The organism is Vibrio sp. Vb0667, from assembly GCF_033391095.1.
This window is the reverse complement of record NZ_JAWPOL010000009.1, coordinates 58,105-82,261: the sequence shown is the minus strand read 5'-3', so window position 1 is coordinate 82,261 and position 24,157 is coordinate 58,105. Positions and strand designations below refer to the sequence as shown.

Here is a 24,157-nt window from a genome sequence, read left to right as displayed (position 1 = left end):
TTTGTAGTTAGTGAAACGGATGGTTACACCGTTGGGACTGATGCTCGCCACGCTTGGTTCTGGCTATCTGAGATAGATCGGAACAAGTCACGTAGCTCTTTCAATAAGCCTTCTTGGAAACCAATGTTTTCATCGGCTTTCTGTTTGGCTGCTTGTGCGCGAGTCGCTTGTACTTCATCATCTTTGCTGCGCGCTTGCGCTTTGGTTTGCTCTACATTCGATGCTGAGTTTGCCATCTGGCCCAAAGCTTGAAGAATAGCGTTCTTCGCTTGGTTTGAGCTCATCAACTTATCGAACTTACGGCCACCACTTGTCAGCTGCGCTGTCGTGTCTGCGATATTGTCTTTCGCTAGTGAGTGCGCACGCTTAACCTGATCTTGCTGCGTTTTAGACAAGCTATTGTTATTTAATAACTCTTCTGCTTGATCGAAGCCAGCTTTTTGCGTTTTCAGTACATTATTGCTCGCCATTTCATTCTTGATTTCTTTCCCTGCTTTGAAAGAACCAAGGGCACCAATAATTGCGGTAGCACCCGCTAATACACCCGAAACGACTGCCATCGCGATCATTGCGCTTGCCGAGTTGTTGAGTTCTGCCGCTTGGCTTTCTAAACTCGCGACGTTTGCTTCAACAGCAATTTCACGTTGTAGCACTTGCTGCTCACGGCTCAGCTTTGATACTTGATACAACAATGTTAATAGCGTCAACGATTGTGATACCGCATCTGATGGTGACTTGATCACCTCCTCACCGTTAAGCGCTTTCATCGTTGTGCTCATTAATGAGCTCACCGTCGGTGCAAGAGCGCTCATTAGGTTTGCAACAACTTGAGCTTGGTTACTCACTGTAGGAGCTTTAGGTGTCTCTAACTGGTAGCGTGCTGCACCAGAAACACCTGACTCACTTTGGCTTTTAACGGCGCCCGCTTCAAGCTTTGTTTCCGGCGCTTTTTCTGCTTTGTTGGTTTTTATGGTATCGCCTAAACCGTATAGTTCACCACGACCCATTCCGCCTACTTTATCTAGCATAATAAACTCCTTATACCGTTGCAGGACGGCTTAACACCGTTTGCATAGTTTCACTTTTCGCTTGAATCATTTGCATGATGAGGCTCATCAACTCTTGGAAGTCTTCCATCAACTTACCAATCTCTTCTTTGAGCTTATCAATGACAGCCTGGCTTAACGTCATTTTGGCTCGAAGGTCTGTGATATCAGCCTGAATCTCTGTCACGTGAGCATTGTTAGCAGCATGGACACTGTCCGTTGCGCCTTTACCCACGTTGACGGCGAGATCAACGGTTTCTGCGCCATAACGAATCGCTTTCGCTGTTGTTGTCGCAGCTTTTGTGCCCATATCCGCCACTTTCGCCATGTTTGCAGCGGCTTTCGTAGCGATTTCCGTGACCTTTTGAGCTACCTTACCAGCACCTTTCGCTGCAAGTTTCGCGATACCGCCAGCTGCTGCACCACCAAACGTCACAACAGCTCCGATAACCGCGACGGCGATTTCTAATGCCATTACGACTTTGTTTAACACATCGACATTTACGCCCGCTTCTTTTAGCGCATCTTGAACGGCTGGCTCTTGCAACGCCATGCTCACTGCTCCCATGACGCCACCAGCGATCATAAGTGCACCGGCTGCTGCACCGACACCCGTTGCCACCATTACGGCACCAACAACAATAGAAACCACCGCACTGATCCAACCAAAGATCTTCGCTGCTAAGCCTGATTTTTGGGCTTCTTTTGCAGCGGCTTCCGATTCTTTGATTTTGTCTTGGTTTTCCACCATCTCTTTTTCGTGCTTAGCTTTTGCGACCTTCACTTCCTGAATTTTCAGCTCGTTTTGAGCACTTTTCAGTTTATCCGTGATAGCAGCAAGCTCTACTTCAAAATCATCAGCAGATCCTGCGATGATTTTGACGGCAATCGAACCTGTTTGGTCTGCAACTGCATGGAGAGATTTTGCAATGGTATCGACGATCTTTTGCAGCTGTGCCATGGCTTTTAGCGTCAAATCATTCACTTTGTCACTAACAGCTGCGTTAGGTGCATCTAACTGAACTTTTACTTTTCCGGTGTTCAGTACATCTGCATCTTTACTCTTCACGTTTTCTACCGTCACAGAAGGCGTCGCTGTAGACGCCGTTTTCTGCACGTTATCTAACGTGGCTTGGCCAGATTCAGGGCTATAAACCTGTGTCTGGATGCGGTCAAGTGCAATAGAACTCATAGTCTAATTACTCCTTTTTATTTCTCACCGCTTCTAACATGATGCCTGCACGCTCATGCAAATCTGCATATTGTGATTTTCCGGCAGACATCTCCTTCGCGCTGTAAAACCCACTCTCTGCTTCTGTCAGTTGTTCCAGTTTAAGGTGACATTCAGCAGAGTGAAAAGGTGGGCGTGGATCATTTACGTCCACTAGCGCTGCGTAGCTGTAGGCGTCTATTGCCTGCAGATACTCACCCAACTCCTGACGAGCCGCGCCAAGGCCAATGAAAAATCGCGCCTGATAATGATCAAGCATGCTGAGTAATTGAAATACTTTCGCTGCTTGCTCAATCTTTCCCGATTGGAAAAAGTTGTAACCTACGGCATAAATATGTTCGATGGTGTCCTGAGACACATCGTGCAACATTTTTAGCGTGCCTCCCTCTTCCAGAAAAGACAGCAGCTCTTCTGCTTGCATTTGGGATGGATCGGTCGCGTTTGTTTTAGTCATGGTTGGTTATCCTTAAATGGCTCGTAGGATTTCTTGTAAAATACTGTGGTACTTCTGAACAAACTTGTTCATCGCTTCAACGGTCGAGTTGTATTGAGAACTGGTGTCGTTCAGCTCAGTGGTTTTGATTTGCACTTCATCGTTAAGCAACTTGGATTTAGCACTGACAGAACTAGAAAAATTAGACAGTTTTTTCGACTTCTCTTCGTCTTGGTACGACGCACCATCACCGATAGTAATACCTTGTGTTTGAAGGAAGTCTCGATGGTTTGTTATCTTATTATCCGTCAAATACTTGTACTCAGGTGAAGCTTCAAAATCCGTTTGATTGCTGTAGTTAAAGTCACTCGCTTTGAAGTTACTTTCTGGATATCCCGGTTTATAAACCCCATCAACACTTTGCGTAGAGTGAATTTTTGATTGCACAACACCAAAAACTTTAAGCTGTATTGTGAGATCCTCTAATGCCTCTTTCTGGTCATTACGTTTCTCTAAACGGTTAACACGACGCTCATTTAGTGCAAGCAGCACTTGCTCATCAAAACGGTCTCCAATGCTGGACTCAACAACGGCCAACAAATCACGAGCCGTTAGAGAGTGCTCTGCTCTCACCTCGCGATCCGCTTTCTCTTTATCGGTGATATTGAGTAGACGCTCTTTCAATGCCCCTAAGTTCTTGCGCAATGCCTCGTATCGCTCAGTAAATGAAGCCCCGGTAGATTCACCTTTTACTATTTTTTCAAACTGTAATCGGATATCTCGTTCGGTGTTTTCTTTGATCAAATTAACTTGAGCTGCCGTTATTTGTGTCTTTTGGACATCGGCTATCGCGCTGTCCTGGTAAAAGTCGTCGATTTCTATATTTGTTAAACTCACCGCGAAGTTGGCGAACAGACTAGAAAGGGTCAAAGGCTCAGTTCCACCAATGACAGTATTAAGTGCTGCTTTTAGATTGTTCGTTCCACTCGCCTCGCCATAAGCTGCGCTATATTGGCCTTTCACTTGAGCGGCCATTTCATCTAACGCTTCTTTAAGCTGCTGTTTAGAAATACCAGGAGTCCAGGTAATTCTGCTAGCTAGCGAACTTGCGTCATCGGTGCTTAAAGTAATACCGATGCCTTGAAAACTACTTTTTAATTGAGCTGAGACTTGAAGAGCGAAACTCTCTTTAGTCAACAGAAAATCCGAGCTCTTCAGCTGCGCGAGATTAACGGAACCTAGGCTACTAAAGGCATTGCGAAGAAAAGAAATAGAAGCATCTCTCACTTCACGGGAGCCCATTTGATTAGCAAGCACTGCAACAAAAAGAGAAATTTCTTTGGTGGCGTTAGCCAGACCTGTCTCGGAGAGGTTGGCGATCTGCTCCGCTTGGTTACCCTGAGTGCCCAGATTAAATTGACTAACAAACTCAGTAGATAACGAGCTATCTACGTTTTCCGTCAGTAACTTACTAAACCAAGCCTGAAACTGATTTGATAGCGTTTGGTTTGTTTGAGCATTAAACTCGGCTGCGGTTAATTCGCCATCTGAGTTAGCACTTTGTAGCGACTTTATCCAAACAGATGCGGTGTCGGTCAATGATATATCAGCAAACGCGTTATTTTTCGCTTTTAGGTTTTCAAGTGTATCAACATAAAGCGCGATGCTTTGTGATTCCGTTTGTCCCGAGATAGTTGGCAATGAAGAGATTAGAGAGGCAAGTTGCTGAGTCTCTGCTTCACCCAGTACAGGGGTAAATGCCTCTATCAAGTTTTGTTGGAAAGTGGGTAATGGTGCACTACTCGCAGCTGTGTCTGTTGCTCCTGTCGTAGAGCCAGTCGTTTTCATATTCTTCATTTCCAAACCTCTAAATCATCATGCCGCGCATCACTGTGGGACGCTTTCTGCGTTTACCTGACGTACCTTGTAGCTGATTTTGTTGTTGCCGGCGGCGCTGGACTTCGTCTATTAGCTCTTGCTCTGCACGTTTCATGGTATTTACTGGCGCTTTTATGCCGCCAAGTAAAACATCACCCGCAACAGGACCAACACCTAAGCCTTCCAATAGCTCGTTAAAAATATCGGTTCTGTCTTCAGCTTTTCTAATGGCAAGCTCAGCGTTCTCAATCGCATCGGTAAACGGTTGCTTCATCTTGATTCCTATCTTAAAGCGGGTCATCTCATCGGTGCTGTCAGTAACAGTCGTGAGTTTTTACTTTTTCAACTTTTTCAAAGGTCTATAATCTGCTAGGCGTAAACAGTACCAGTCGTCTAGCTCATCATGGCTTGCACCGCATGCTTTTAGATAGAACTGTGCCAATCGCTGGCTGCTCATGTTGCTACCACGTAACACATCGACGTTGCCGCGAATGACCCAATCGGAGGGATAAAGTTGAATGGCATGTTCAGCCAAGAGAAATAAGCCGGCAAAGGGGTTACTCAACCCCAATTTTGGACGAACGCGTTTCAGAAGAACGATGATGATTTCACCGTCCTCCACCCGAAAAACGAGCTCTAAGCCTTCAACTTCAATTCGATAACCAAGTTGAATTTCACTTTGTTGCCAAAAGTATGGCGTCACTTCGATCCCCGCTTGCGCCAGCGAGAGTATTAGTTTTGTTTTCATTACATCCCCACCCTTCCAAGTGGCTGAATATTGATTTGCTGGGTTAGTTCTTGAAATGACAAAACGGGCAGATCGTAGTATTCCGATTCAATAAGCTTTCGCACATATCGGCGTACATCCATAGACACAACTAGCACAGGTTTATTCGGCATGCGGCTTAAGTCACCAATGGTCTGTTTCACATCACTGACAAATTGTTGCGTTACTGACGGGTCTAACGCCAAGTAACTCCCTGCTGAGGTTTGACGAATACCGCTGCGTATTGTGTCTTCGAGATTTTGATCCAATAAGTAAGCGGGCAACATGTTTTGTCCGCTTGCGTATTTGTAGCAAATGTAACGTTTTAAGCTGGAACGAATGTACTCCGTCAGCTGTACAACATCTTTCTCTTTTTGGCCCCACTCAACCATCGCTTCCAAGATCACGCGAAGGTTTCGGATAGAAATGTCTTCAGAAACCAAGCGTTGCAAGATTTCCGTCATTTTTTGCAACGGAACAATACGCTGGGCCTCTTTGACTAGCTCCGAATAACTGCCTTCCATCTGCTCCAACAGATAACGCGTCTCCTGAATACCAATAAAGTCTTGTGCGTACTCCTTGAGAACATGAGACAAGTGGTACGTTAAAATCCTGTCGGGTGTGAGAAAACCGACATGACTGGCTACGAGTTTTTGCTCATAACTCTGTGCCACCCAAATGCTAGAAATACCAGGTAGAAAATCTTCATCTTGCTCATAAGGCACGCCTAATAAGTCGATCTGCTCATTCCCTTCTGTCACCAAGAGTTGGTCTTTTACAATTCGTCCTCGTGCAACCGGAACTTCTTGTAACTGAATTAAATATTCGCCATTTTGCATCCCCTCGTTAAAACACAGGTGGATACCCGGGAAAGGCACGCCGAGGTCGAGATATAGTGCGCGCCTCACCCTTGCTAGCTCTTCATTTAATGCGACCGCTTCCAAGCTTTCCTGAAGGCTCGCGTCAAGATCAATCAACAGCGGGACCGTCATGGCGAACTCTTCTTGCTCACCTAACTTACCTTTACTGTTTCTAGAAGGCGTAGGTTTGCTTGGCTTCGCTGCTGGCGAACCGGCCCCTTGCGAAACAAAGCTTGATAAGTCGGTGCTATCTGATTCCGCTTGTTTTTTCTGTTGATAGAAAAGGAAGAAACCACCACCACCAACCACGGCGGCCAAGACCAGAAAAGTGATTTTTGGAAACCCAGGGATGAGTGCGAACAGCACCAAAAGCACACCACCAATAAGAAGTGCTCGTGGCTGAGCAATCACCTGCCCACCAATATCCGATCCAAGATCAGAAGAGTCTTCATGAGAAACACGCGTCACGATAATACCGGCGGTAATCGCGATAAAGAGTGCCGGGATCTGCGACACCAAACCATCACCAACGGTCAAAATCGCAAATAACTCAAGTGCTTCAGAAGCACTCATGCCTTTTTGCGTTACCCCGATCGTGACGCCACCTAAGATGTTGACCACAATGATGACCAGACCAGCAATGGAGTCGCCTTTAACGAACTTCATCGCGCCATCCATCGAGCCATACATTTGGCTTTCTTTTTCAATCAGTGATCGTCGGTGCCTAGCTTCGTGTACGTCAATTACTCCAGCACGCATGTCACCGTCAATACTCATCTGCTTACCAGGCATCGCATCGAGTGAGAAGCGCGCACTAACTTCTGCTACCCTCTCTGAGCCTTTGGTGATCACCATAAACTGAACAATGGTAATGATCAGGAACACAACGATACCGACCACTAAGTTACCGCCCACAACGAAGTTACCGAATGTATAAACGATTTGACCAGCATCGCCTTGTAGCAAGATCAAGCGGGTTGTCGTGATAGATAAAGACAGACGAAACAATGTCGTGATCAATAGCACCGCAGGAAATGCAGAGAACTCAAGTGGCGTGGTGATGTAAATCGCTAACATAAGCAGCACCACCGCAATGCTCATGTTGGTGCCAATCAGCACATCCACCAGTGTGGTAGGAAGTGGCAATATCATCATAAAGACGATCGCGAGTAACATCACCGCAAGCATGATGTCTTTGCGTTGCCCTACTTTGTTTAGAATATCGATCAACTTATTCATGTGATTCACTATTTAAAGATTGCAGATAGCGTCGGTGCGCTTGGCGTGCCCCATCGACGTCATTTTGTTTCCAACGCGCTTGGCTTAAACAAAACCAGAGTCCTGCCGAGTCAGGATGAAGGTCGGATTTTAATAAGTGCTCACACACCTCAATCGTCCGGGTATATCGACCACTTTGTAAACACGCCACAGCAAGTGTTTGCATCGCCTCTTTGTGATGCGGTTCTATTTCTAGAACCGCATCGAGAATAGAAATGGCATGCTCTGGCTTTTGGTATTGAACTTGTAGCGCAGCGTGAACAAGTAAGAGTTCAATGTCTTTGGATCTCAACATGTTGGTTAGACCTGAATAAGGAGATTGAGCGCCATAGTGAGGTAACGCTGATCAAGTTGTGTACTTTGTAGCGTTTCGGATGCTTTGATAAAAGAAACGGAGCCTGAGTCCTGTGCAAGAACTTGCAGCTGAGCCAACGTTTCATCGAACTGTTGGCGGTACTTTTCTGGACGCAACAACTCTGAGTGCAGCAGCTTGGGCTTAGTTAACGCGATGAGATATTGGTCTGAAGGCCGGAGGTCATAGAGCTTCTCTAAATGTGTAGCGACCGCCTGCCCATCAGGAAGCAATTGAAATCGTTCTGGGAAATCGGCCTTAACTTCACTATGAGTAACATGCGTAAAGGCTTCGATGCCTACGTTTAAAGTGCTGACTCGAGTCATGAGCCTGCCACATCGTTATGCAGACGAGCCAAAAGCGTAAACGCTTGCTCTAAGGTCGGAAGTGTTACTTCTTCTCCTTTTAGCCTTGCTGAAAAAACCAGAGTTTGTTCATCTAACAAGCCGGTTTTAATTTCGAAAGGCCAGCCTTGATCGGCATGACACAAACACAGTGCACTTTGAATCATGTCACTAGTTTGATGCCAAGATAACGCTCGAGACAACATCAAGAATAACTGCTCACCCTGTCGCTCAATATACAGCGTACCACTTTGCTCAAAATCCAGCTGCACCCGTCCAGCTGATGAGAAATCGACGGCATCGAGCCCCATTCCTCGGCAAAATTCATCGACGGATGCATCAATCCAACTCATCTTCCCACGCTTCCTCTTCTTCTATATCAATGGCTTCGTCTAGCGCCTTTTGTACCGCTTGGATTAAATTCTGTCGTTGTTCTTCATCGGCGAATACGTCAATTGGGATTGCGCGAACTAACTTATGGAACTCTCGAAAAAAATCGATTTTTTGTTCTACCGCCGTCAATTCCATTGCGTTGGCCACTTTCCATATCTCATCACTGCTTACCCATCGCTGCTCTACCAACGCAATCACATCAGCCATCAAATTAGAAACTTGATAAGCCATAATTCGTCCTTTCCGGTTTAAACATTTGGAACAGTTGACTCACACGATCTTGCAACGTATTTAGAGTTTTGAGTTTTTGCATATCGGACATCAACCACTGCAACTTAACCGAATCGATACTGCTACCTTGAACACTAAGATCTGCACTCATGCCTTGCAGCATAAAGTCAACAGCGGTCGATACCTCCTGCTCACCAAAGCGCGCCACCACATCTTGATAAGCAGCGCCGAGCCCTTGATAACTATGAACGGTATCGCGGTAGAAGCCGCGCAGCTGATGCAAAGAGCTAAACTCTTGCTCTTGGCTGTATTCATCAGCAAAATTTGAGACACGGATTTCCGTATCAATTTGAGACCATGTATCTGGGTTTTGCTCGATTCTTAGAAGTGCTTGGTCAATCAGCGCTAGTAGGTGTTTACTTTCTGGACTCGCACTCAAAAACTTTTTCACGGCTTTTAACGCAAGGTATTGATGGCTTTTCTCCTCGGAAAACCCATTCAAGTAGACTTGCAATTGAGCGATGGTCGAGATATTCCCTCCCGCCATTTTTGTAGCCAAATCTTTGATCTTTTGGTTCTTTTCAAGATCAGGGACTTTTCGCAGATAGTCAGAAACGAGTTCGTGCGCTTCATTAACTCGAAGACCACTGTCTTTCACTTTGCGCTTGGTCAGATCTTTCTCTGCTTTTTCGGAACCGAGTGAAGTGAGTTCTTCCATCGCATCAAAAAGTGATTGTGTGGCATTGTGAACACGGACGGTTTCACCGCGATAATTGCCTTTTTGTGAAACGTCGGGACGAGACGATTCCAACCCGTTTTGGATAGACGCATCAAACTTTGGATTTGTTGCGATATGATTGTTGATAATACTCATTCACTTGCACTCCTTCCGCACAATACAGGCGAATTATAGGAAGTGCGCTTTGTTGAAGCTGTCAAAATCAGACGTGTTTTTTTAGTGCGCTTTCAGTTTTCTAAAAACTCCCGACTGATATTCACTATAAATTGATTCTTATACTTTCTATCCTCTCAGCATCAATCATTGCGCATATTTTTACCTTGAACGATTTCTCATACATCACTGATATCCAACAATCTGCGATTAAACAAACGCGTTTGATCCAAATTCGCGGGCGCGTGACACAAGTCACCGGCACCATTATCAAAGCTGTCGTCCCTGGCGTTCGTGTAGGTGAACTGTGTGAGTTGCGTAATCCCGATCAAACTCTGTCTTTGTTAGCGGAAGTGGTTGGCTTCCAGCAGCATCACGCTTTGCTCACTCCGTTAGGAAATATGTTTGGGATTTCCTCAAATACAGAAGTAAGCCCAATGGGTAAAATGCACGAAGTGGGTGTTGGCGACCACCTGTTAGGTACAACGCTTGACGGGCTTGGACGTCCTTTCGATGGTACGCAAAGTCAAGAACCAAGCGCTTGGTATCCTGTTTATCGCGATGCACCACCACCAATGCAACGTAAACTGATTGAAAAGCCAATCTCTCTTGGCGTTCGATCCATTGATGGGCTACTGACCTGTGGTGAAGGTCAGCGCATGGGTATTTTTGCAGCGGCTGGCGGGGGTAAAAGTACCCTACTGGCAAAACTGATTCGCTCCGCAGAAGTTGACGTGACCGTTCTCGCTTTGATTGGTGAACGTGGACGCGAAGTGCGCGAGTTTATTGAGCATGACCTAGGCGAAGAAGGAATGGCCAAATCGGTTTTAGTGGTCGCTACCTCTGATCGCCCAGCAATGGAGCGCGCCAAAGCCGCCTTTGTTGCCACTTCTATCGCAGAATATTTTCGTGACCAAGGTAAACGCGTGCTACTGCTGATGGATTCTGTAACGCGTTTCGCCCGCGCACAGAGGGAGATTGGACTAGCCGCAGGCGAGCCACCAACACGACGTGGCTATCCGCCTTCTGTTTTTGCCGCTTTGCCAAAGCTGATGGAACGAGCTGGACAATCAGACAAAGGATCAATTACAGCACTGTACACCGTGTTGGTGGAAGGTGACGACATGACGGAGCCTGTCGCGGATGAAACTCGCTCAATTTTAGACGGGCACATCATTCTCTCGCGCAAACTTGCGGCAATGAACCATTATCCCGCCATTGATGTACTTCGCTCAGCAAGCCGAGTGATGAATCAAATCGTTGAGTCCGATCATCAGGCGTCTGCTGCTCATATTCGCGAAATGTTAGCTAAGTATGAAGAAGTTGAACTGCTAATCAAAATTGGCGAATACCAACATGGCGCAGATAGCCGAGCGGATATGGCCATTGCACAAAGTGATGATATACGCGCCTTTTTACGCCAAGGCACTCATGAACCAAGCGATCTTGATGGCGCTATCGCTCAACTTAAAGGGATGGCGAAACAATGATAGAACGCTTATTAGAAATCAAAAAAATTCGCGCTGACCGTGCGGATAAAGCCGTCAAGCGTCAAGAATACCGAGTGTCAAACGCCGCAGCACAGGTTCAAAAGGCCGAACGTTCTGTCGCGGACTATCACGTTTGGCGCCAGGAAGAAGAAGAGCGACGTTTTGCTAAAGCAAAACAACAAACGCTCGTTCTCAAAGAGCTAGAAACATTAAGACAAGAAGTCGCGTTGTTAAGAGAGAGAGAAGCCGAACTTAAACAACGTGTGGCCGAGTCAAAACAAGCGCTTGAAATCGAACGCTCGGCACTTAAAGAAAAGCAAAAAGAGGCGCGACAAGCCCATAAAACCAAAGAAAAATTCGTTCAGTTGCAGCAACAAGAAGTCGCGGAAAAATCGCGAGAAAGGCAATACCAAGAAGAACTCGAACAGGAAGAGTTTCGCACTGTCGACATTATCTAAAGGTTCACTATGCGCATTACCCCAACAACTGAAACATCGAATACGCTGCACAAATCAACGCCGGAACAAGCGCCTCTCGAGAAGGAGGCCGAGCTTCAATCACAATTCGAGCATGCAATGACGAAGAAGCCTAGCAAGGGAAAGGAGTCTATCGTTGGGAATCCCCAAAAAAATCATACTGGCGAAGAAGACATACCGCTAAGGCATAAGACATCTCAAGGTCTAGATAAGAAACTTAACCTATCGAACCAAGAAGCCAACGCTGACAAAAACATCTCCACTTTAAAAGGTCAAAGTGACGTCGTCAGTAAGAGAGATATAGAGAAATCGCAAGACGACGCAGCAAATAGCGAAGAAATAATTAGCAAAAACAATAAATTGCTTAAACATGATGGAAAAAGCGATGGCGACACAGTTCTAAGCTCCCCTTCTACCGAGCGTGTTGATCCTCACTTTCAAGCTCATTTGAAAGATGATAAACCGACGCCGATGGATAAACATACCTCGCCGGAGTATCTCTCTACGCTTGAATCTGGCTTGCTCCCCCAAAATGCGACAGCGACAGAGCTCGCTCAAGATGGGATTAACATTGTTGGCTTAACGAAAAAGCAAACTGAAACAGCGCACAATAAGCGTGCAACTCCGCCGCTACAGAATACAGGCAAACGATCAGACCAAACTGATGGCCTGCCTGAAACCAAGCCCCTTGAAAAAATCGAGACGAAAAGCGCACTAGTCGCCGTGAAAACGGATGAAGAAAAAGTACCTTCTCAACCCTTTGCAAGTGCGGTAACACAAGGCGATGTCATCCTAAAAAGTGTTGCTTCGCAGGCTCAACCAAGCCCAACGCGAGACGTAAACCAATTACTCCAGCAATTGGTGGACAAAATCTATGTTGCTCTGCCAACCGCATCGGACAACAAAGAGGTTCGGCTGTTTCTAAGTGAAGGACAATTAAAAGGTGGCGAAATCCACATCAAGTTGGACGCTCAAGGGTATAGCGTGACGATTCGACAAGAGCATGCCCTTTCCATTATTAGCCAGCAAGCTAGACAAGATCTTGCTGAACGGCTAAACCGATTCTGCGGTGAGCAGCCACTTCGCTTAGCGATCAGCGAACAAACTCAACAGCTCGATCAACAACAACATGAACAACAACACTCACGCCAACAACGCAGCGTGTATGAAGAATGGCAAGCGGAGAATGACCTATGACGCCGTTAATAATACCCAAAGTGGATGCAGAAAGTATCGCGCTCAGCAATCAACTTTGTGCAAAACAGTGCCACTTCCAAGGGACTGATGGTCAGAGCGTATCGATTACTGTTGCTCAAATCCCTTCATTTGAAGGGTTCCGTTTAACCACGTTGATCGGAGGGCAAACCCTACAAGTAGACTTTTCTCGCGCGCAGCTCCAACATTGGCTGAAATCGACCTTAAATGCTACTGCGTTTGAGTCCCTACCTAACTCCCTCCAGTTAGCACTTTTGAGCTCACAGATAGAACCGCATAGTGAGGCAATCAAAGCGCTATTTGGTCAGTTACCCATTCTTAGTCAACTACAGCCGTTAGAGGCGAGCCTGGCCCAAGAGCATACTTTAATGTTAACCCTCAATAAGCCTAACGGCTCTCTTTGTTTGTGGGTTAGCGAAGGATCAGACGTGTTGTTGGATGCGCTACCAAACAGCGCTGCTCTACAAGCTCGACACCTCGCTTTACCTGTGTGGTTAAGTCTTGGAAGGACCCATTTAACGTTAAGCGAATTTAATTCGCTCGAGCTGGGAGATGTCATCTTTTTTGACGATGGTTACATCGCCAAGCAACAAGCCATTTTTCAAGTATCTAACCAGAATCTCTGGCGCTGCCAGCTAGATGACCAAACTCTTCACATTATTGAAAAAGAAACCAATATGAATGACGTAAACACTTCAGAAATGTTAACCGACCACCAGCAACTGCCTGTGGAACTCACGTTTGATATCGGCCATCAAACCATCACGCTAGAGCAGCTTAACCAGCTTCAGCCAGGGTACGTATTCGAGCTAAACCAGCCTGTATCTAAGCCGGTAACATTGCGTGCCAACGGCAAAATCATTGGTGAGTGTGAACTGGTTAATGTTAACGAACATTTAGGTGTGCGCGTAGTGGAGCTGTTCGGTGGCACGCAGGAGCCAGCATGATCCAATTACCCGACGAGCTCAATCTCATTGTCAGCTTAGCACTGCTGGCACTGATCCCATTTATCGCCATGATGGCGACGTCGTTTGTGAAACTCGCCGTTGTATTCTCACTGTTGCGTAACGCTCTCGGTGTACAGCAAATTCCGCCGAATATGGCGCTTTACGGATTGGCTATTATTTTGTCAATTTTCATCATGGCTCCCGTCGGGTTTGAAACCTACGACTACGTAAAGCAGCATGATATCTCCCTTGAAGATTCTGCAAGTGTAGAAGGCCTCATTGAAAGCGGTTTACAGCCTTATCGAGAATTTTTGAAAAAGCATATTCGGGAAACCGAAGCCATATTCTTCACTGATGCTGCACGCACATTGTGGCCACAGAAGTACGTAGACCGTTTAGAGTCGGACAGCTTATTGCTCTTACTGCCCGCATTTACCGTCAGCGAGCTTACTCGCGCTTTTGAAATTGGCTTTCTGTTGTACTTACCGTTCATCGCTATTGACCTAATTGTGTCGAATATCCTACTCGCGATGGGGATGATGATGGTATCGCCAATGACGATTTCCCTCCCCTTCAAATTGTTGCTTTTTGTCTTGCTTGATGGCTGGACAAAGCTCACCCACGGCTTAGTGTTGAGTTACGGTTAATCACGGAGAAAGTATGCATTCTGCTGAAATCATTCATTTCACGACTCAAGCATTAACCCTAGTGTTGTACTTGTCATTACCGCCGATTTTAGTCGCAGCATTGGTTGGTACATTGGTGTCGCTTATTCAGGCGTTAACTCAGGTCCAAGAACAAACGTTAGGCTTTGTGGTCAAGCTTATCGCGGTCATTATTACGCTGTTCGTCACAACGCAATGGCTAGGGGCAGAGCTCCACGCCTTCGCCTCGCTTGCCATGGATAAAATTCCTCAAATACGATGAGTTATCACGACTTACACCAGGCTTTATTTTTGTACAGCCTGACGTTACCTCGGTTAATGGCATGCTTCATCTTTTTGCCTATTTTGAGCAAGCAAATGCTAGGCGGCACCATGGTGAGAAATGGTGTGCTTTGCTCACTCGCGCTGTTTATATTTCCGATGATTAATCAGCAAAGCTTGCCCGCAGAAACCGACGGCATTTGGCTGATAGTGATTTTGGGTAAGGAGGTATTAATTGGGCTATTGATCGGGTTTGTTGCTGCTATCCCCTTTTGGGCGATAGAAGCGGCCGGTTTTCTGGTCGACAACCAACGTGGTGCTGCCATGGCAAGTATGTTTAATCCAACGCTAGGCTCACAATCCACACCAACAGCGGTATTGCTGACCCAAACGTTGATTACCCTGTTCTTCTCTGGCGGGGGCTTTGTCACTTTTATCTATGCGTTATTCAAAAGCTATACATCTTGGCCGATCGTGGACTTTTTCCCAACCGTTAGCGACGCATGGGTGAGCTTCTTCTACGCGCAATTTGAACAGCTTATGTGGCTTGGTGTGTTGATGTCCGCTCCACTAGTGTTGGCAATGTTTCTTGCTGAGTTTGGTCTGGCGCTTATCAGTCGTTTTGCACCGCAATTGAATGTTTTTTTCCTTGCCATGCCAATAAAAAGTGCCATCGCGAGTGTTTTACTGATCGTGTATCTCGGAATAATGATGGATCACTTTGAAGTACAGTTTTACGGCATTACCCGATTCGCAGAACAACTCAATACCATTTGGCAATAACGCTTAGGATTCTTTATGAGTGCAGAAAAAACAGAGCAACCCACCGCAAAAAAGTTACGCGATGCTCGGCAGAAAGGTCAGGTTGCCAAAAGCCAAGAAATCGTATCGTCTGCATTAATTTTGGCGCTCATAATTGTACTGTTTGCGTTCGCCGATTATTACATGTCGCACATCTCAGCGCTTATTCTCCTACCAAGTAAGCTTGCTTATCAGGGTTTCCAAGATGCGCTAGTCGATGTCGCTATCGCCATCGCAAAAGAAATTGCCTATCTACTCGCTCCGATTATTCTGGTTGCTGCACTCGTCGCCATCTTTTCCAATATGGGGCAGTTCGGGTTCCTATTTAGTGGTGAATCCGTTAAACCCGACATCAAAAAGATCAATCCCGTCGAAGGGGCCAAACGCATTTTTTCTCTTAAGAGTGTGATTGAGTTTATCAAGTCGATCCTTAAAGTCTCTCTTCTTTCCTGCATTATCTGGGTGACATTACGCGGTAACATCAACGCTTTAATGCAAATTCCAACTTGTGGGCTAGAATGTGTCCCGACCATTACTGGCGTCATGATTAAACAATTAATGATTATCTCTTCGGTAGGCTTCATCGTCATCGCTGCCGCAGATTTTGCGTACCAGAAATTTGATCACACGAAAAAGCTCAAAATGAGCAAGGACGAAGTGAAGCGCGAATACAAAGAGATGGAAGGCAGTCCAGAAATAAAAAGCAAACGTCGTCAGTTGCACCAAGAGCTACAAGCCTCCAATCAGCGCGAAAACGTTAAACGTTCTAATGTATTAGTTACAAACCCAACACATATCGCGGTTGGCCTTTATTACAAGAAAGGCGAAACGCCCCTGCCCGTCATCACTTTGATGGAAACCGATGCGGTAGCCAAACGTATGGTCGCAATCGCTAAAGAAGAAGGCGTTCCTGTGATGCAAAAAGTCCCTCTTGCTCGTGCACTATACGCCGACGGCAACGTCGACCAGTACATCCCAAGCGATCTTATTGAAGCAACTGCGGAAGTGCTTCGTTGGTTGGCCTCGTTAGAGTCCGAGGCGGACTGACAAACCACATCCCATTCAAGATCTGGGCTTACAACTGCCCAGCTTTCAACCTCGATACTTTCAACGCTATAATGCGGTATCCTTTAACTGTATGTTGTTTTTATGAAATCTAGCTTAAGCATTCGCTCCTACACGAAACGTATGAGCCGACATACTCATAGTGATTATCATCAACTGGTGCTTCCTCTCCAGGGCAACATACATATTGATATGGATAGCTATGTCGGAAAGGTGGCGGTTGGCGACTGCATAGTCATCCCCAAAAGTTGTGCTCACGGGTTTAATGCCGAAGAGTCATCACGCTTTATTGTTGCGGATATGACCACTTTGCCCACTCATTTGATGGATAATAGTGTGGCTGTGTTTTCGATTAGCCCGCCTCTACTGAGCTTTATCCAGTTTGTCGAAAAGCAACTTGAGTATCAGGTTAATGATGAAATTGAAAACTCAATGGTTGCAACCTTCTATCTGTTGCTGGAGCAGCAAAAGCGGTCTCGCTCCGTGGATTTGCGTATTCGAGATGTACAGGTTGTGATCGCGGAGCAGCTTGATCAGCCACTCACCATTGCCTCATTAGCGAATGCCGCTTGCTTGAGTCCGACGCAGTTTAAAAAGCTTTTTAAAGAGCAGCTAAAAGTGAGCGTCCATAAGTACATTACACTACAACGTATGGAAAAAGCCAAAGCACTACTGACTCATACAGACCTTCCAGTTCAGTTGATAGCTGAACGAGTTGGTTATAGTGACCTTTCCGCGTTTAGTCGACGGTTTTCAATGCATTTTGGTATGTCTCCTAGAGAGTTTTCCCGATAGTCACTAAAATAGTCTTCTGGAACAAGTATTCCGTCTTTTCAGCACAAAAATCTCTATCGCTTTCTTTTATTCTTTCTACCCTAAAACAGCCATTCACTAGGTAGAAATTACAGTGTTAAAAAAACATTTCACCGACTATCAATTAGGAACTTTATCCATACTTTTTGCTTCAACCCTGTGGGGAACGACGGGCACCGCTGCCAGCTTGGCACCGGATGTCAGTGCTCTCGCCATTGGCGCATTTTCTATGGGTATTGGTGGGTTTATGCAAGCATGTCTATCTGCGAAGTCACTGAAGAGAGATTTTCGAAAAGTCGTACATAAGAAGAAAACGTTACTGATTAGTATTATCGCCTTAGCCACCTACCCACTGGCTTTTTATTCATCAATGCGATTCGCTGGTGTGGCTATTGGTACGGTTATTTCTATCTCCACTGCTCCTTTCTTTTCTGCTTTGTTAGAGTGTCTCTTTAGCCGAAATCAGACCATAACCAAGCGCTGGATGATGAGTTTCGCAATCGGGGTCATTGGCATTACCTTGTTGCTGGCTTCTGAGTCATCCGCAAATAGCTTATTTGATCAGGATATGAAGCATTGGGGTGTATTACTTGGCCTATTGGCAGGTTTGACGTACGCCATTTACTCATGGGGAGTAAAGGCTATGATTGACCACGGCATTGAATCGCAAACGGCCATGGGAAGTGTTTTTGGTATTGGTGGAGTTTTGCTTCTACCAACACTTTTCATCACGGGTGATAATCTATTTGCATCGTCAACTAATACGGCGGTCATGCTCTACATGGCCTTGATTCCAATGGGGTTAGGTTACGTCGCTTTTGGGTTTGGGCTACGGTTTGTTACAGCCAGTGGAGCTAGCATACTCACGCTATTTGAACCTGTTATCGCAGCAGCACTAGCAGTTGCGATTGTTGGGGAAGAAATTTCTTTCATTGGTTGGGTTGGTATAACGTTGACACTTGTGTGTTTGTTTCTTCAGTCGAAAAGTTAAATTAAACCGATATTAGCCAGCCCCAAAAAGGAACGCTGACGGTAGATAAAGTAAGGAGCAGCACCTACTCCCTACTTTACCATTTGAAATTACACCCAGCCTTCTGCCAAGTACATCAATCGCAATTGACTTGGTGAGCCTAGTTTTTCTAGCGCATCTAATTGGACGTCACTCAGGTTTGGGCATTTATCAAGATAAACTCGTCCGTTTGCTGCATCTAGGGGGAGCTTGTAGGTTAGCTTTTCGTTTATTTTACTTGCTTCCCCTTTATCAATCGCTCGAACAGCTGGCATGAGCCAATCCCAATCTTCTCCTAACAGTTTTTTAAACGCCCCGTTAGCAATAGACTCGGTTTTACTTGGTGCATCCTCTGGGCTTAGCTTCAAGATAGAATCTACGTCAGGAACCAAGTGCTCACTTGGCTCTGAACCCAACATCTTTTTCAGTGTTAATCGAGCGGCTTCCATCTCTTGTGCCTCTTTAGGCGCTTGAGGAGAAGTCATTGCAGTATCCTCCTTAGGGCCAAGGTACGCCATTAATGCGCGGACAGAAGCCGGATCTTGCATACTGAAGGTAAAGTCTCCTTTTGCATTGGAAACTTCAAGTCTAGGTAAAACACCAGACATTTCGCCTTGCATAAGTTGCTCTTTTACTTCCGTATTTAACCCGTATGCCCCAGCTTGGTTCGCCACAAAGCCACCGCCGCTCATGATAGCAGTCGTTGCCGCAGAACCGATTGCCTCTTTTGCTATCGGTGTGACGCCCACCGTTGCTACAGAGCTAACACCGAACGTGCCCAGGCTCCCCGTCGCCATACCTAACGTAGCTCCAATGCCACCTTCAGCCGACAGTATCGCATGACCTTGAGCCAAGGTTTGCTGCATCGGCATAGAAAGACGTTGATCTCGCCCTGGCAGCTGTGAAATTTGTTCTAACTGATGATGGTAAGCCTCAGCATCACCATTTACGGCCGCTTTGTGCAGCTCTCGACCTGTAGAAATCAATAAGCCAACACCAGGTAATGCCAAGTTAATAACGGCGTTCACACCAGAACCTTTTAGCTTTTCTTTGCCCATCTGTAACAGTTCAGCAGCGAAGCCATCCATTTTTCCTGGATACTGGGCTTCTAAACTCACCTGCATACGCGGATCTTTGCTGATCGCATCAAACGTATTTTTAAGCTGCTGGTACGCATCGCTGCTCACTTTTATTTCATCCAATAGGCTGACAACTTCTAAGATTTTACGCTCAGTAAGTGGCTCACCGCGATAGCCTGAAGGACTCACTAGGGAGTATGCCAACAGCGCAACCTCAGGTTTTTCTTGCTTAAGTAGCGCCTGCTTTAAATCAAGGTGAGTTTTGATGTTTTCTTGGAAAAACTTAGTGTATTTGCTTCTCAATACGCCTTCGTGAATAGAAGCAAACTTATGACCTTTGTGGAATGTGGAAGGTTCTTTTACTTCACCTCTTTTACTGATCACTCGGTCATCTTTTTGTGCAGCAACTGCACGAAACTGTTCTAGATCAGGTACTGGGCTTTGGCTGATTTTTTGTGTTGTATTAACCATTTTTCTCTCCTACACACGAAGTGATTGAACATGAGCTTGTTCATGATTAGAGGTGGTTGGAATCGCTTGATCCAACATTGCGAAACGCGCTTGCCACAGCTCGGCCTGTTCAATAACTTCGTGAAACCAAGCGGTAAGGTTCGTCGTATTTAGATGCTCAACGGGTTTACGTCCTGCTAAGACAAGCTGTCGACCGTTTGGAGCCAAAGCAAGTGCGAGGCTGCCACTACCTATTCCTTGATAGTTAGCATGAGCAAGAAGCTCTAAACCTTTTAGTCGTTGTTCACCGGATTTTTCTAACCCTCCGAACGTTACAGACAACATCAAATCATCCGTATCTGTCGCGATGAAATACAACATGTAGCGATCATCGACCAGTAGCTGACAACGTTCATTTTCTTCAAAATTCAGTTCGGGCAACTCATTGAGTTGGCAAAACTCCAAGAGCAGTTGTTGAATCGTGTTCATAACTTTTTCCTTTTGTTTCAATAACTCTATTGAACAACGATTGCAGATTGAACGATGTCGGTAATGGCTTTATTTTTGTCACTTTTTCGCCTTCATTGTGAGGTTTTCCGCAGAAACCTCGCTCTAAAATCGAGTTGCCAGAGTAATAAAAAAGAGCAGCTCAGAGCTGCTCTTTCAATAAAGGTTAGATGCTTAGCATGATGTATTTGCTCACTTCTTTTGCAGAGTGACTAACCCAGTTTATGGCTATCAAAAATGACTTCTGTTGGCGGGAACATATTCGAAACAGGTGGTCGTTGTGCATCTCCAAACATTGGTGCACCGAATGCAGATGTCGCCCACGGGTCAACAATTTTCACATCCTTACTCCACGTTGATGGATCTTTTATGTCGCTCTCCTCTTGTCGACCAACCAGTACATAAAGGTGTGTACCTGAATGACCCTTTTTAAACGCAACCACTTCTACTTTGGGTTCACTTTCAGGTGTTCCTGACATGCCTTGAATCATCTCAGCGGCGGCAGCAAAGGCAAATGTAGTACAGCAGCCGGCTTTCGCGGTTTGTACTGCCTTAGCAATGTTCTGTAGAGTGCTTAATTGCGGTGCGGTTCCTCTTTGTGCTGCAGCTTGAACTCCGTTTGCGGACATCGTCGCTCTGTGATCTTGCATGATTCGCGCTTGATCCGCGTGAAGCTCTTTTAGTCGTGGCTTTCCTTTTGTTTCATAAAACTGTGACCCCTTAACACCGAACGTATTTAAGTCCGTACAGGCAAAATCACCAAGCTTTTGAAGGTTGGCTTTATGTTCGTTGATAAGCGCGGCACTCGATGAAGCTTTATTGGTTTTGGAAGATGAGGCTGCCGTTTGTGCAGTGGGCCAATTTGAGCTAGAACCAGACGACAATCTCTCAAGATTTTTCAGGCTCCCAAGCGTTAACTTGTTTTCACCGTTCAACACATTTTTCAGCATGAGCTTCGCAACATCTTTAGGAATACCCTGCTTAGTAAGCAGGTTCACTACAATATCTTTCGCTTTATTCTGGTGGCTAATACGCGCGCTGATACTTTTATTTTTTGGTGCGCCCTCTTTAACAAAAATATCTTTACCGTTGTGTGCTCGAACCTCTTTGTCGTCAGCTTGATTTTGTGTCGCCAAATGTGACGTTAACTGACTCAACGAGTGCATGTGCGATGTATTAATATTGACCATGTGTGATGCCTTAAACTTGAATAAATGCGTGTACGTCTGTTTGGCTAAAATCTACAACCGTGTTGTTTTGAAATAACTGTACCCAAGTATCAACTAATTCATTCAACTGAATGATTAAGTTAGCAATGTTGGTGAGTTCACTTCCAGCCGCGATAGCAACTTGAAGAACAACGTCTTTGCGTGTTGGATTCACACAAAACTGCACACCACCTGTTTCTCGATACAAGAAGTTGTATTCAAGTAAAACTTGAAGTTTATCTAGCGCAATATCATCTTGTTCTATAAGCAGTTTTTTGGAAATCAATAACTCGCCTTTTTCCTCTACGAGCAGAACATCGACACTGTTGTTTTCAGCAAAATGCAGTGACCACATTTGATCGTCATACGCTGTCACGCGCTCAAGGTTCAGCACTTCTCCTAGCTCAGAGAGAAGCATATTAATCTTTCCTGTATCCATGTTGTGTCCTGTCTAATTTATTATAACTAAGTGACATCGATATATTTATTGCAGCGAAGCCACTTGGGTATAACGGCTCATTTAAATAAGCGAATAAGGATAAAAGAGATTTTATGGCGAGATAGAAACCGACACTTTATTTCAACGTCTCATTTTTATTGCTATTAGCCGTTTTATTGAGAAGAAAAATTAAGGTTAAGCTGGAAAATAAAAGAGCGGCAATCGCCGCTCCGAAAATTAAATAGAAGTAGAAAATCACTTAATACCGTGAAGGCTATTTTCTGCATCCATAGCTAAAGGATTGAACGAGTCGTTACGAAGTTCTGCTATCGCGTATAGCATGCGACCCATGCGACCATTTCCATCGGTAAAGCCATGGTACCCGATAACTCCGGCGAACAAATGTTTACCTAAGTCTTTATCTTCTACAGGGTTCTCTTTCAAAAAGCCTTCAATGTGCTGCTTTAACATGCCCTCACCGCCAATACTTGAAGGCAAAGTGCCACCCGAAATATTTGGCCCTCGGTAATCACGCTCAACATTAGGCACCAATCGAGTGTGCAGCTCTTTTAAGTTTTCCATATTCAATAAATCTTTACCATTAGACGCGTATTCTTTCAGTAAAGACGTAATATTTTCGGCATCGTTTCCTTTAGAGTTAGAAGCATTAATGATCCACGCCGTAGCTCTTTCAACATTATTGGTTACGCCACTTTTGTTAAACGCGTCCTCTGCCAGTCCTTCAGCGTATACACCTTGGCTTAGATCGGTGCTTGCTAGACCTTCGATATGACGTTGCGCCGATTTAAGATGCATCACCTCCATATCAAACACCGCTTGCATTTGATTAATGCTACCTGCCGGGTTTTTCTGCGCTGCAGATACACCACCGCCGTAGTCTTTTACTACACGTCCAGCAAGCGACTTCGCTGCACTTTCGCCAATCAGTGATGTGAGGTTTTTACCAGAATCGGTTTCTAACATTGCCTCTGTCATCGCTCGCTCTGCTAACTGGTTTAGCTCAGCAGAGTTCGACTGAACTGATTTACTGTCTAACTTCGCAAAGGCATTTAAGACATCTGATGCGGTTTTTATGCTTCCATCTTTGAAGAACATTTGTCCATGCTCAACAGAAGAAGCAGCTTGTAAACGCTGAGCTTGTCCTTGCTCATTATCAAATACGGCTTTTGTAAGGGCTTTCGCTACCGATTGTGGGCTACCTTCGCGAAACAGTTTTCCTGTCGCTTCAAAAAATCGCGCTACTGCACCATTCGTAGGATTGGCGCGAGTAAATTCTTGGGTCGCTGCGTTAATTTGGTATTCTTTGCCACCAATACTCAGCTTACCTTCGTTAAGTATCTCGTTACGAGCTTGCGGCATGGCAGCCTGCAACGCGCTAACACTTCCAAAACTGATCATGTTTTAAACCCTTAATGTGGAAAAATGAGTGGTATTCGTTTCCGGTACTTCGGTTGTTTTATTGGTTACTTCTTGTGTATTCGCACTTTTTAACCACTCGATGAAATTCGCAAATGACTCATCGAAAAAAGATGCAGTTAGCAGTTGCTGAGGCAGGTGTATGAAACCGATATATCCGGTCTCTTCCTCCCAGCATACCGCTGGAGAGCCTTGCGTTAAGGCATCTTTCATATGTTGATGCAAAATATCAGCACTCGGTTTATTACCTGAAATCAGCCCGATAAGCGTCACACGATCTTCTTGTGCACGAATTGTGATTGCTGTGTTTTGCTCAACGAGTAGATGGCAACAATCATCCTCATCAAAAACCAACGGCTCCAATTGGCAGCGGCTGGCAAAATCTGTCAGTAAAGAAGTTATAAATCCATTAGCCATTCGACTAAATAATCCTATTTTTGTTGTTTTAGAGGCGCTGCTTGGTTGCAACACTTATCAACTAAGCAGCTTTCTTAGATGTATTCTTAAGGATTTATGGCAGTGAATATTTTAGAAATGGTCGGATTTTTTTTGTTTAAAGGCATTAAAATGAAAAAACTCAGCAAGTGCTGA

28 protein-coding genes are annotated in these 24,157 nt (G+C 45.3%); 10 read left to right on the top strand and 18 right to left on the bottom strand.

What is annotated here, in order from left to right; all coding sequences use genetic code 11:
- Nucleotides 1–23: 23 nt before the first annotated feature.
- Genes vopD through sctW form a run of 12 tightly spaced genes read right to left on the bottom strand, consistent with a single transcriptional unit; the run spans nucleotide 24 to nucleotide 9,686 of the window.
- Complete coding sequence (vopD, locus tag R8269_RS11625) at nucleotides 24–1,028, bottom strand: type III secretion system translocon subunit VopD (protein ID WP_047102689.1); 1,005 nt, start codon at nucleotides 1,026–1,028, stop codon at nucleotides 24–26.
- A 10-nt stretch (nucleotides 1,029–1,038) separates the two neighbouring features.
- Complete coding sequence (gene vopB / locus R8269_RS11620) at nucleotides 1,039–2,238, bottom strand: type III secretion system translocon subunit VopB (RefSeq protein WP_005377260.1); 1,200 nt, start codon at nucleotides 2,236–2,238, stop codon at nucleotides 1,039–1,041.
- A 7-nt stretch (nucleotides 2,239–2,245) separates the two neighbouring features.
- A complete protein-coding gene (vcrH, locus tag R8269_RS11615) occupies nucleotides 2,246–2,731 on the bottom strand; it encodes a SycD/LcrH family type III secretion system chaperone VcrH (protein WP_005377258.1) in 486 nt (161 codons plus the stop codon).
- Between the two features lie 12 nt (nucleotides 2,732–2,743).
- A complete protein-coding gene (locus tag R8269_RS11610; protein WP_281418509.1) occupies nucleotides 2,744–4,567 on the bottom strand; it encodes a virulence-associated V antigen in 1,824 nt (607 codons plus the stop codon).
- A 10-nt stretch (nucleotides 4,568–4,577) separates the two neighbouring features.
- A complete protein-coding gene (locus R8269_RS11605; RefSeq protein WP_054867031.1) occupies nucleotides 4,578–4,862 on the bottom strand; it encodes an LcrG family type III secretion system chaperone in 285 nt (94 codons plus the stop codon).
- Nucleotides 4,863–4,922: 60 nt separating this feature from the next.
- Nucleotides 4,923–5,336 (bottom strand): LcrR family type III secretion system chaperone, encoded by a 414-nt coding sequence (locus tag R8269_RS11600; protein ID WP_053304394.1) that lies wholly within the window; start codon nucleotides 5,334–5,336, stop codon nucleotides 4,923–4,925.
- Complete coding sequence (vcrD, locus tag R8269_RS11595) at nucleotides 5,336–7,462, bottom strand: SctV family type III secretion system export apparatus subunit VcrD (protein WP_318222544.1); 2,127 nt, start codon at nucleotides 7,460–7,462, stop codon at nucleotides 5,336–5,338. The genes R8269_RS11600 and vcrD overlap by 1 nt, the downstream gene beginning before the upstream one ends.
- Nucleotides 7,446–7,787: a type III secretion system chaperone VscY gene (vscY, locus tag R8269_RS11590; protein ID WP_158156522.1), complete on the bottom strand. Its 342-nt coding sequence runs from the start codon at nucleotides 7,785–7,787 to the stop codon at nucleotides 7,446–7,448. The genes vcrD and vscY overlap by 17 nt, the downstream gene beginning before the upstream one ends.
- Nucleotides 7,788–7,792: 5 nt before the next feature.
- Nucleotides 7,793–8,170, bottom strand: coding sequence for a type III secretion system protein VscX (vscX, locus tag R8269_RS11585; protein ID WP_064368455.1), 378 nt, complete (start codon nucleotides 8,168–8,170; stop codon nucleotides 7,793–7,795).
- Nucleotides 8,167–8,541 (bottom strand): type III secretion chaperone SycN, encoded by a 375-nt coding sequence (gene sycN, locus R8269_RS11580; RefSeq protein WP_258476770.1) that lies wholly within the window; start codon nucleotides 8,539–8,541, stop codon nucleotides 8,167–8,169. Before sycN ends, vscX begins: the two co-directional genes overlap by 4 nt.
- Nucleotides 8,528–8,812 (bottom strand): TyeA family type III secretion system gatekeeper subunit, encoded by a 285-nt coding sequence (locus tag R8269_RS11575; protein WP_005377239.1) that lies wholly within the window; start codon nucleotides 8,810–8,812, stop codon nucleotides 8,528–8,530. The genes sycN and R8269_RS11575 overlap by 14 nt, the downstream gene beginning before the upstream one ends.
- Nucleotides 8,793–9,686: a type III secretion system gatekeeper subunit SctW gene (gene sctW, locus R8269_RS11570; RefSeq protein WP_258476771.1), complete on the bottom strand. Its 894-nt coding sequence runs from the start codon at nucleotides 9,684–9,686 to the stop codon at nucleotides 8,793–8,795. Before sctW ends, R8269_RS11575 begins: the two co-directional genes overlap by 20 nt.
- 185 nt (nucleotides 9,687–9,871) lie before the next feature.
- Between sctW and vscN the strand changes: the two genes are divergently transcribed.
- The 10 genes from vscN (at nucleotide 9,872) to R8269_RS11520 (ending at nucleotide 18,428) form a co-directional block, all read left to right on the top strand.
- The gene (gene vscN / locus R8269_RS11565; RefSeq protein ID WP_258476772.1) at nucleotides 9,872–11,194 is read left to right on the top strand and encodes a SctN family type III secretion system ATPase VscN; all 1,323 of its coding nucleotides are present in this window, start codon (nucleotides 9,872–9,874) and stop codon (nucleotides 11,192–11,194) included.
- The gene (locus R8269_RS11560) at nucleotides 11,191–11,652 is read left to right on the top strand and encodes a type III secretion protein (protein WP_258476773.1); all 462 of its coding nucleotides are present in this window, start codon (nucleotides 11,191–11,193) and stop codon (nucleotides 11,650–11,652) included. The genes vscN and R8269_RS11560 overlap by 4 nt, the downstream gene beginning before the upstream one ends.
- 9 nt (nucleotides 11,653–11,661) lie before the next feature.
- Nucleotides 11,662–12,867: a type III secretion system needle length determinant gene (locus R8269_RS11555; RefSeq protein ID WP_258476774.1), complete on the top strand. Its 1,206-nt coding sequence runs from the start codon at nucleotides 11,662–11,664 to the stop codon at nucleotides 12,865–12,867.
- Nucleotides 12,864–13,832, top strand: coding sequence for a SctQ family type III secretion system cytoplasmic ring protein VscQ (vscQ, locus tag R8269_RS11550; RefSeq protein WP_115386024.1), 969 nt, complete (start codon nucleotides 12,864–12,866; stop codon nucleotides 13,830–13,832). Before R8269_RS11555 ends, vscQ begins: the two co-directional genes overlap by 4 nt.
- Entirely contained in the window at nucleotides 13,829–14,479 is a 651-nt protein-coding gene (gene vscR / locus R8269_RS11545; protein ID WP_005377232.1) for a SctR family type III secretion system export apparatus subunit VscR, read from the top strand. Before vscQ ends, vscR begins: the two co-directional genes overlap by 4 nt.
- A gap of 13 nt (nucleotides 14,480–14,492) precedes the next feature.
- Nucleotides 14,493–14,759 carry a SctS family type III secretion system export apparatus subunit VscS gene (gene vscS, locus R8269_RS11540; protein WP_005377227.1) on the top strand — a complete coding sequence of 89 codons (267 nt, stop codon included), beginning with the start codon at nucleotides 14,493–14,495 and terminating at the stop codon, nucleotides 14,757–14,759.
- Nucleotides 14,756–15,541 (top strand): type III secretion system export apparatus subunit SctT, encoded by a 786-nt coding sequence (gene sctT, locus R8269_RS11535; protein ID WP_137282056.1) that lies wholly within the window; start codon nucleotides 14,756–14,758, stop codon nucleotides 15,539–15,541. The genes vscS and sctT overlap by 4 nt, the downstream gene beginning before the upstream one ends.
- A gap of 15 nt (nucleotides 15,542–15,556) precedes the next feature.
- Nucleotides 15,557–16,606: a SctU family type III secretion system export apparatus subunit VscU gene (vscU, locus tag R8269_RS11530; protein WP_005387129.1), complete on the top strand. Its 1,050-nt coding sequence runs from the start codon at nucleotides 15,557–15,559 to the stop codon at nucleotides 16,604–16,606.
- 102 nt (nucleotides 16,607–16,708) lie between these two features.
- On the top strand, nucleotides 16,709–17,419 hold the full coding sequence (locus R8269_RS11525) for a helix-turn-helix domain-containing protein (RefSeq protein ID WP_021707757.1): 711 nt from the start codon (nucleotides 16,709–16,711) through the stop codon (nucleotides 17,417–17,419).
- A gap of 106 nt (nucleotides 17,420–17,525) precedes the next feature.
- Entirely contained in the window at nucleotides 17,526–18,428 is a 903-nt protein-coding gene (locus R8269_RS11520; protein WP_373417447.1) for a DMT family transporter, read from the top strand.
- An 89-nt stretch (nucleotides 18,429–18,517) separates the two neighbouring features.
- Here the strand turns inward: R8269_RS11520 and R8269_RS11515 are convergent, their stop codons facing one another.
- The 6 genes from R8269_RS11515 to R8269_RS11490 form a co-directional block, all read right to left on the bottom strand.
- The gene (locus R8269_RS11515) at nucleotides 18,518–19,996 is read right to left on the bottom strand and encodes a CesT family type III secretion system chaperone (RefSeq protein WP_151514830.1); all 1,479 of its coding nucleotides are present in this window, start codon (nucleotides 19,994–19,996) and stop codon (nucleotides 18,518–18,520) included.
- A 9-nt stretch (nucleotides 19,997–20,005) separates the two neighbouring features.
- Nucleotides 20,006–20,464 carry a CesT family type III secretion system chaperone gene (locus R8269_RS11510; RefSeq protein WP_005387141.1) on the bottom strand — a complete coding sequence of 153 codons (459 nt, stop codon included), beginning with the start codon at nucleotides 20,462–20,464 and terminating at the stop codon, nucleotides 20,006–20,008.
- Nucleotides 20,465–20,694: 230 nt separating this feature from the next.
- Nucleotides 20,695–21,672, bottom strand: coding sequence for a type III secretion system effector VopR (gene vopR / locus R8269_RS11505; protein WP_215809996.1), 978 nt, complete (start codon nucleotides 21,670–21,672; stop codon nucleotides 20,695–20,697).
- A gap of 10 nt (nucleotides 21,673–21,682) precedes the next feature.
- Entirely contained in the window at nucleotides 21,683–22,129 is a 447-nt protein-coding gene (locus R8269_RS11500; RefSeq protein ID WP_318222543.1) for a type III secretion system chaperone, read from the bottom strand.
- Nucleotides 22,130–22,384: 255 nt separating this feature from the next.
- On the bottom strand, nucleotides 22,385–23,548 hold the full coding sequence (locus R8269_RS11495) for a VopS family T3SS effector adenosine monophosphate-protein transferase (RefSeq protein ID WP_149192510.1): 1,164 nt from the start codon (nucleotides 23,546–23,548) through the stop codon (nucleotides 22,385–22,387).
- A gap of 3 nt (nucleotides 23,549–23,551) precedes the next feature.
- Nucleotides 23,552–23,983 carry a type III secretion system chaperone gene (locus tag R8269_RS11490; RefSeq protein ID WP_005377206.1) on the bottom strand — a complete coding sequence of 144 codons (432 nt, stop codon included), beginning with the start codon at nucleotides 23,981–23,983 and terminating at the stop codon, nucleotides 23,552–23,554.
- Nucleotides 23,984–24,157 lie beyond the last annotated feature (174 nt).